The organism is Pseudomonas sp. FeS53a (genome assembly GCF_000931385.1).
Taxonomy (GTDB): domain Bacteria; phylum Pseudomonadota; class Gammaproteobacteria; order Pseudomonadales; family Pseudomonadaceae; genus Metapseudomonas; species Metapseudomonas otitidis.
Window position 1 is genome coordinate 88141 of sequence record NZ_JYFT01000007.1, and the last position, 7037, is coordinate 95177.

6 protein-coding genes are annotated in these 7037 nt (G+C 67.0%); 4 read left to right on the plus strand and 2 right to left on the minus strand.

The genetic code is table 11. The features are described from left to right. Nucleotides 1–54: 54 nt before the first annotated feature. Nucleotides 55–1560 (minus strand): exopolyphosphatase, encoded by a 1506-nt coding sequence (gene ppx, locus SZ55_RS02730; protein WP_044400917.1) that lies wholly within the window; start codon nucleotides 1558–1560, stop codon nucleotides 55–57. 287 nt (nucleotides 1561–1847) lie between these two features. Here ppx and trxA point away from each other — a divergent pair, with 287 nt between their 5' ends. The 4 genes from trxA (at nucleotide 1848) to SZ55_RS02750 (ending at nucleotide 6291) form a co-directional block, all read left to right on the plus strand. Then, nucleotides 1848–2174, plus strand: a complete 327-nt coding sequence (gene trxA / locus SZ55_RS02735) for a thioredoxin TrxA (RefSeq protein ID WP_044400919.1) — start codon at nucleotides 1848–1850, stop codon at nucleotides 2172–2174. Between the two features lie 240 nt (nucleotides 2175–2414). After that, nucleotides 2415–3677: a transcription termination factor Rho gene (gene rho / locus SZ55_RS02740; RefSeq protein WP_044400922.1), complete on the plus strand. Its 1263-nt coding sequence runs from the start codon at nucleotides 2415–2417 to the stop codon at nucleotides 3675–3677. Nucleotides 3678–3806: 129 nt separating this feature from the next. After that, nucleotides 3807–5273: a 4-hydroxy-3-polyprenylbenzoate decarboxylase gene (gene ubiD / locus SZ55_RS02745; protein WP_044400925.1), complete on the plus strand. Its 1467-nt coding sequence runs from the start codon at nucleotides 3807–3809 to the stop codon at nucleotides 5271–5273. A 52-nt stretch (nucleotides 5274–5325) separates the two neighbouring features. Beyond that, complete coding sequence (locus SZ55_RS02750) at nucleotides 5326–6291, plus strand: CDP-6-deoxy-delta-3,4-glucoseen reductase (protein ID WP_044400928.1); 966 nt, start codon at nucleotides 5326–5328, stop codon at nucleotides 6289–6291. A 27-nt stretch (nucleotides 6292–6318) separates the two neighbouring features. Here SZ55_RS02750 and SZ55_RS02755 read toward each other — a convergent pair. Next, the coding region (locus SZ55_RS02755; RefSeq protein ID WP_044400931.1) for a LysR substrate-binding domain-containing protein at nucleotides 6319–7037 on the minus strand (719 nt) is incomplete at its 5' end.

The following is a 7037-nucleotide window of genomic DNA, read 5'->3' on the forward strand; positions in this document are numbered from 1 at the left end:
ACATGAAAACGGGGCCTTTGGGCCCCGTTTTTCTTGCCTGGCGAATCGCCCCGGTCAGCGCACGCTGAAGGTGAAGTCGATGCGCTTGAGCCAGGTGGCTTCCTGCTCGAAGTCCGCCTGGGTCAGCGGGTTGGCCGCCAGCCAGTTTTCCGGGAACTGCACGTCCAGGCTCTGCGGGCCCACCTTCAGGCGGACCTGGGGCGTCTCCTGGTTGGTACGGATGTGGTGGAAGAGGATGGCGAAGCGCAGCAGCACGCAGAGGCGGATCAGCTTCTCGCCCTCGTCGCCGAACTCGGCGAACTTGTCCTTGGGGATGTTGCGCCGGTGGCCGCGTACCAGCAGCGCCAGCATCTGCTGGTCCTGGCGGGAGAAGCCCGGCAGGTCCGAGTGCTCGATCAGGTAGGCGCCGTGCTTGTGGTACTGGTAGTGGGCGATGTCCATGCCGATCTCGTGGACGCGCGCGCCCCACACCAGCAGGTCGCGGTGCCACTCGTCGTCCAGCTGCCAGTCGCCGGCCACCTGCTCCAGGGCTTCCAGGGCTTTGGCCTCGACCCGTGCCGCCTGCTCCAGGTCCACGTGGCAGCGCTCCATCAGCGCGCTCAGGGTGCGCTCGCGCACGTCCTCGTGGTGGTGGCGACCGAGCAGGTCGTAGAGCACGCCTTCGCGCAGGGCGCCTTCGGAGTGGGTCATGTGCTTGAGTTCGAGGGCCTCGAAGATGGCTTCGAGGATCGCCAGGCCGGCCGGGAAGATGGCGCGCCGGTCGGGCTTGATGCCGTCGAGGTCGATCTTCTCCACCTCGCCCAGCTTGAACAGCTTGCGCTTGAGCCAGGCGATGCCTTCCGGGTTGATCTCGCCATTGCCCAGGCCGGCGGCCTGGATCGCCAGCCCCACGGCGCGGATGGTGCCGGAGGCGCCCACCGCCTGCTGCCAGCCGAGGCGGCGCAGGCTGTATTCGATGCCCATCAGCTCCAGGCGGGCGGCGGTGTAGGCCTGGGCGTAGCGCGCCGGGGTGATCTTGCCGTCACGGAAATAGCGCTGGGTGAAGCTGACGCAGCCCATCTGCAGGCTCTCGCGCAGCTGCGATTCGAAGCGCTGGCCGATGATGAACTCGGTGCTGCCACCGCCGATGTCCGCCACCAGGCGCTTGCCGGGGGTGTCGGCGATGCTGTGGGACACGCCCAGGTAGATGAGGCGGGCTTCCTCGCGGCCGGAGATGACCTCCACCGGGTGGCCGAGGATGGCTTCGGCGCGGCGGATGAATTCGCTGCGGTTGCGGGCCTCGCGCAGGGCGTTGGTGCCCACCACGCGCACGGCACCTTCCGGCAGGCTGTTGGTCATCTGGGCGAAGCGCCGCAGGCAGTCGAGGCCGCGTTGCATGGCCTCTTCGCTGAGCACGCGCTCTTCGTCCAGGCCAGCGGCCAGTTGCACCTTGTCCCCCAGGCGCTCGAGGATGCGGATCTCACCGTGGTCGACCTTGGCCAGCACCATATGGAAGCTGTTGGAGCCGAGGTCGATGGCGGCGATCAGGGACAGGTTGGCGGGGCGTCGGGTCGAGGGCATGGTCCGGTGTCTCGTTTCTTAACCGCGCCATCCTGCCACGATCACGGTGACACGCCAACGCGCGCCTTCCCCACAGGCCGTCTCCGCTGATCGGCCGGCGCGCCATCCCGCTGCCCGGCCGGACCTGTGACCCGCGCGACCGATTGCCGCGTGGCTCTTCGTGATCCGCTATCGATCAACTTTCGCCAGCGAGCCCATAGGCACACTCAATCGGCCGCGGCTTTCGGTCACGCCCGAGGCGGGCTATGATGGCCGCCTATTTCCGCTTCCGAATCCGGAGAACATCCATGAGCGAACTCATCTCCCACGTCACCGACGCCAGCTTCGAGCAGGACGTACTGAGCGCCGAGGGCGCGGTGCTGGTCGACTACTGGGCCGAATGGTGCGGTCCGTGCAAGATGATCGCCCCCGTCCTGGACGAGATCGCCAAGGACTACCAAGGCAAGCTGAAGGTCTGCAAGCTGAACATCGACGAGAACCAGGACACCCCGCCGAAGTACGGCGTGCGTGGCATCCCGACCCTGATGCTGTTCAAGAACGGCAACGTCGAGGCCACCAAGGTCGGCGCCCTGTCCAAGTCCCAGCTGGCTGCCTTCCTGGACGCCAACATCTGATTTTCCCTCCGGGAATCTCCGTAAAAACCCCGCTCGATGCGGGGTTTTTTGTCGGCGCAGTACTGGACTCACCCGAAACCCGGTGTTAAATTCGGGCCCGCAGCGTCATTCCGCTGCCCTCTGCAAGCCGCCGTCGACGCATTCCAACTCGAATCACGCGCAGCGATCTGTCGCCTCCTTCGGCGCGGCCTCTCAAGCTCACAAGCTTTCCTTCCCTCATTTCTCATCTACGTCATTCCTATGAATCTGACCGAACTCAAGCAAAAGCCGATTGCCGAACTGCTGGAAATGGCCGAACAGATGGGCCTCGAGAACATGGCCCGTTCGCGCAAGCAGGATGTGATCTTCGCCCTGCTGAAAAAGCACTCGAAGAGCGGCGAAGAAATTTCGGGCGACGGCGTGCTGGAGATTCTGCAGGACGGTTTCGGCTTCCTCCGCTCCGCCGACTCCTCCTACCTGGCCGGCCCTGACGACATCTACGTCTCGCCCAGCCAGATCCGCCGCTTCAACCTGCGTACCGGCGACACCATCATCGGCAAGATCCGCCCGCCGAAAGAGGGCGAGCGCTACTTCGCGCTGCTGAAGGTGGACTCGATCAACTTCGACCGCCCGGAAAACGCCAAGAACAAGATCCTGTTCGAGAACCTCACGCCCCTGTTCCCCAACGAGCGCCTGAAGATGGAAGCCGGCAACGGCTCCACCGAAGACCTCACCGGCCGCGTGATCGATCTCTGCGCCCCGATCGGCAAGGGCCAGCGCGGCCTGATCGTCGCCCCGCCGAAAGCGGGCAAGACGATCATGCTGCAGAACATCGCGGCCAACATCACCCGCAACAACCCCGAGTGCCACCTGATCGTCCTGCTGATCGACGAGCGCCCGGAAGAAGTGACCGAGATGCAGCGCACCGTGCGCGGCGAAGTGGTCGCCTCCACCTTCGACGAGCCGCCGACCCGCCACGTGCAGGTCGCCGAGATGGTGATCGAGAAGGCCAAGCGCCTGGTCGAGCACAAGAAGGACGTGGTCATCCTGCTGGACTCCATCACCCGCCTGGCGCGTGCCTACAACACCGTGATCCCCAGCTCCGGCAAGGTGCTCACCGGTGGTGTCGACGCCCATGCCCTGGAGAAGCCCAAGCGCTTCTTCGGTGCCGCCCGTAACATCGAGGAAGGCGGTTCGCTGACCATCATCGCCACCGCGCTGGTCGAGACCGGCTCGAAGATGGACGAGGTGATCTACGAAGAGTTCAAGGGCACCGGCAACATGGAACTGCCGCTGGACCGCCGCATCGCCGAGAAGCGCGTGTTCCCCGCCATCAACATCAACAAGTCCGGTACCCGCCGCGAGGAGCTGCTGACCGCCGAGGACGAACTGCAGCGCATGTGGATCCTGCGCAAGCTGCTGCACCCGATGGACGAGATCGCCGCCATCGAGTTCCTGCTCGACAAGCTCAAGGACACCAAGACCAACGACGAGTTCTTCATGTCCATGAAGCGCAGCAAGTAACAGGTCGTGGTGCCACGAAGGCCGGGGAAACCCGGCCTTCGCGTTTCCGGGTGTTCATTCGTCCTTCTGGAAGGCCCCCATCGGCGCTAAACTCTGCGCCCCGACCTGCACGCCCCGAGAGGCTCACGCATGCAGTATCGCGACCTGCGCGAATTCATCAGCGGCCTGGAACAGCGTGGCGAGCTCAAGCGCGTCACCGCCCCGGTCTCGCCGATCCTGGAAATGACCGAAATCTGCGACCGCACCCTACGCAAGCAAGGCCCGGCGCTGCTCTTCGAGAACCCCACCGGCTACGACATCCCCGTACTCGGCAACCTGTTCGGCACGCCCGGGCGCGTGGCCCTCGGCATGGGCGCGGACGACGTCTCCGAACTGCGCGAGATCGGCAAGCTGCTGGCCTTCCTCAAGGAGCCCGAGCCGCCCAAGGGGCTCAAGGACGCCTGGTCCAAGCTGCCGATCTTCAAGAAGGTCATCAGCATGGCGCCCAAGGTCCTCAAGGACGCCCCCTGCCATGACGTGATCGAAGAAGGCGACGACGTCGACCTCGGCAAGCTGCCGATCCAGCACTGCTGGCCCGGCGACGTGGCACCGCTGATCACCTGGGGCCTGACCATCACCCGCGGCCCCAACAAGGAGCGGCAGAACCTCGGCATCTACCGCCAGCAGGTGATCGGCCGCAACAAGGTCATCATGCGCTGGCTCAGCCACCGTGGCGGCGCGCTGGACTTCCGCGAGTGGTGCCAGAAGCACCCGAACACGCCCTACCCCGTCTGCGTAGCCCTCGGCGCCGACCCGGCGACCATCCTCGGCGCGGTGACCCCGGTGCCGGACACCCTCTCCGAGTACGCCTTCGCCGGCCTGCTGCGCGGCCACCGCACCGAGCTGGTCAAGGCCATCGGCTCCGACCTGCAGGTCCCGGCCAGTGCCGAGATCGTGCTGGAAGGCGTGATCCATCCCGGCGAGACGGCACCGGAAGGCCCCTACGGCGACCACACCGGCTACTACAACGAGGTCGACACCTTCCCGGTGTTCACCGTCGAGCGCATCACCCGTCGCCGCAAGCCCATCTACCACAGCACCTACACCGGCCGCCCGCCGGACGAGCCGGCCATCCTCGGCGTGGCGCTGAACGAAGTCTTCGTGCCGATCCTGCAGAAGCAGTTCCCCGAGATCACCGACTTCTACCTGCCGCCCGAAGGCTGCTCCTACCGCATGGCGGTAGTGACCATGAAGAAGCAGTACCCCGGCCACGCCAAGCGCGTGATGCTCGGCGTCTGGTCGTTCCTGCGACAGTTCATGTACACCAAGTTCGTTATCGTCACCGACGACGACATCAACGCCCGCGACTGGAACGACGTGATCTGGGCCATCACCACCCGCATGGACCCCAAGCGCGACACGGTGATGATCGACAACACCCCCATCGACTACCTGGACTTCGCCTCGCCCATCTCCGGCCTCGGCTCCAAGATGGGCCTGGATGCCACCCACAAGTGGCCGGGCGAGACCACCCGCGAGTGGGGTCGCGCCATCGTCAAGGACGAGGCGGTAACCCGTCGCGTGGACGAGATGTGGTCCAGCCTGGGTATAGATTGAGCACAGGGGCCAGGGCGCCCCTGAACGCCCGCCATAACAAAGAGAACACCTCTTGAGAGTGACCTTGCAGCCCTCCGGAGCGGTCCTGCAAACCGCCCCCGGGGAAAACATCCTCGCCGCCGCCCGGCGCCTGGGCTACGACTGCCCGCAGAGCTGCCGCAACGGCAATTGCCACATCTGTGCCGCCCTGCTGGTGGAAGGCCGGGTGCGCCAGGGCGGCCGCGAGCTGAACCATGGCGAGCTGTTCACCTGCCTCGCCGAACCCCTGGAAGACTGCGTCCTGCACTGGGACGGCGTGCTCGCCCCCGGCGAACTGCCGGTGCGCAGCCTGAGCTGCCAGCTCACCGCCTGCACCCCGGTCGGCGGGGACGTCTGGCGGGTCGGCCTGCGTGCCCCGGCCGGCAAGCCGCCGCGCTACCACGCCGGGCAGTACCTGCTGATCGAGCGGGACGATGGCGAAGCGTCCGCCTTCTCCATCGCCTCCGCCCCCAGCGCCGGGCGTGAACTCGAACTGCACGTCCTCGGCCGTGAGCCCAGCGCCGCCGCCCTCCTGCAGCAACTGCAGCGCGACGGCCTGGCGCGGGTCCGCCTGCCCTTTGGCGACACCCACCTGGCCGAGCTGCCCGACGGCCCCCTGGTGCTGATCGCCGCCGGCACCGGCATGGGCCAGATGCAGAGCCTGATCGAGCATTGCCGTGCCGCCGGGTTCGCCCACCCCGTGCACCTGTACTGGGGCATGCGCCGGCCGGAGGACTTCTACGAGCTGGCGCACTGGGACGACTGGCAGGGCCTGCCGAACCTCACCCTGCACCGGGTGGTCAGCGACCCCAGCGACTGGCCCGGCCGCCACGGCCTGCTGCACGAGGCCGTGCGCGAGGACTTCCCCGACCTCAAGCCGTTGCACGTCTACGCCAGCGGCTCGCCCGCGATGGTCTACGCCACCCTCGATGCCCTGGTGGAAGCCGGCATGGATGCCCACCAGATGCGCGCCGACGTCTTCGCCTACGCGCCCCGCTGAGCCCCGCGACGCCGGGCGTGCCCGGCGTCAGGCCAGCTCCGGGAACTCCCGGCGCAGCTCCGCCGACAGCCAGTCGATGAACCACTCCACATCCGTGCTGTGCGGCCCGGGCGGCAGCAGCGCCTGGTAGCGCTCCAGCGGCGCCTGCAACGGCAGCGCCCGCACCAGGCTGCCGGCGGCCAGCTCCTGGTGCACCAGCACCTCGTTGGCCAGGGCGATGCCGTGGCCCTTCTCCGCCATGCTCAGGGCATGGTCGTTGCTGATGTAGAGCACCTCGGAGCTGACCCGCAGCGGGCAGCCCAGTGCCGCGAGCCAGGCGTTCCACCACTCGCCGTCGTCGACGTGGATCAGCTTGTGCGTGGCCAGCTCTTTCGGGCCCGCCAGCGGGCCATGGGCAGCCAGGTACGCGGGCGAGCAGACCGGGAACACGTTGGGGTGCAACAGGGTGATCGTGCGGCGGCCGTATTGCCCGGGCAGGCCGTAGGCGATGCCCAGGTCCGCCCGCTGGCCGTCCACCGCCTCGAAGGTGGGGTTGGGCTCGATGGCGATCTTCAGCCCCGGTCGCTGTTCCAGCAGGGCCTCCAGGCGCGGCATCAGCCAGCGCTTGGCGAAGGCCGGCACCACCATGATCTTCAGCCAGCGCGCCGTCCCGCCCGGGGTCAGCTCGTGGCCGGCATCGGCGATCTGTTGCAGCGCGCTGGCGATCTTCTCGTAGTAGCGCTGCCCGGCCGGGGTCAGCGACACGC

What these genes read in the sequence shown, in the direction of transcription:
- ppx (WP_044400917.1), bottom strand. Translation starts at nt 1,560, where the DNA reads ATGCCCTCGACCCGACGCCCCGCCAACCTGTCCCTGATCGCCGCCATC.
- trxA (WP_044400919.1), top strand. Translation starts at nt 1,848, where the DNA reads ATGAGCGAACTCATCTCCCACGTCACCGACGCCAGCTTCGAGCAGGAC.
- rho (WP_044400922.1), top strand. Translation starts at nt 2,415, where the DNA reads ATGAATCTGACCGAACTCAAGCAAAAGCCGATTGCCGAACTGCTGGAA.
- ubiD (WP_044400925.1), top strand. Translation starts at nt 3,807, where the DNA reads ATGCAGTATCGCGACCTGCGCGAATTCATCAGCGGCCTGGAACAGCGT.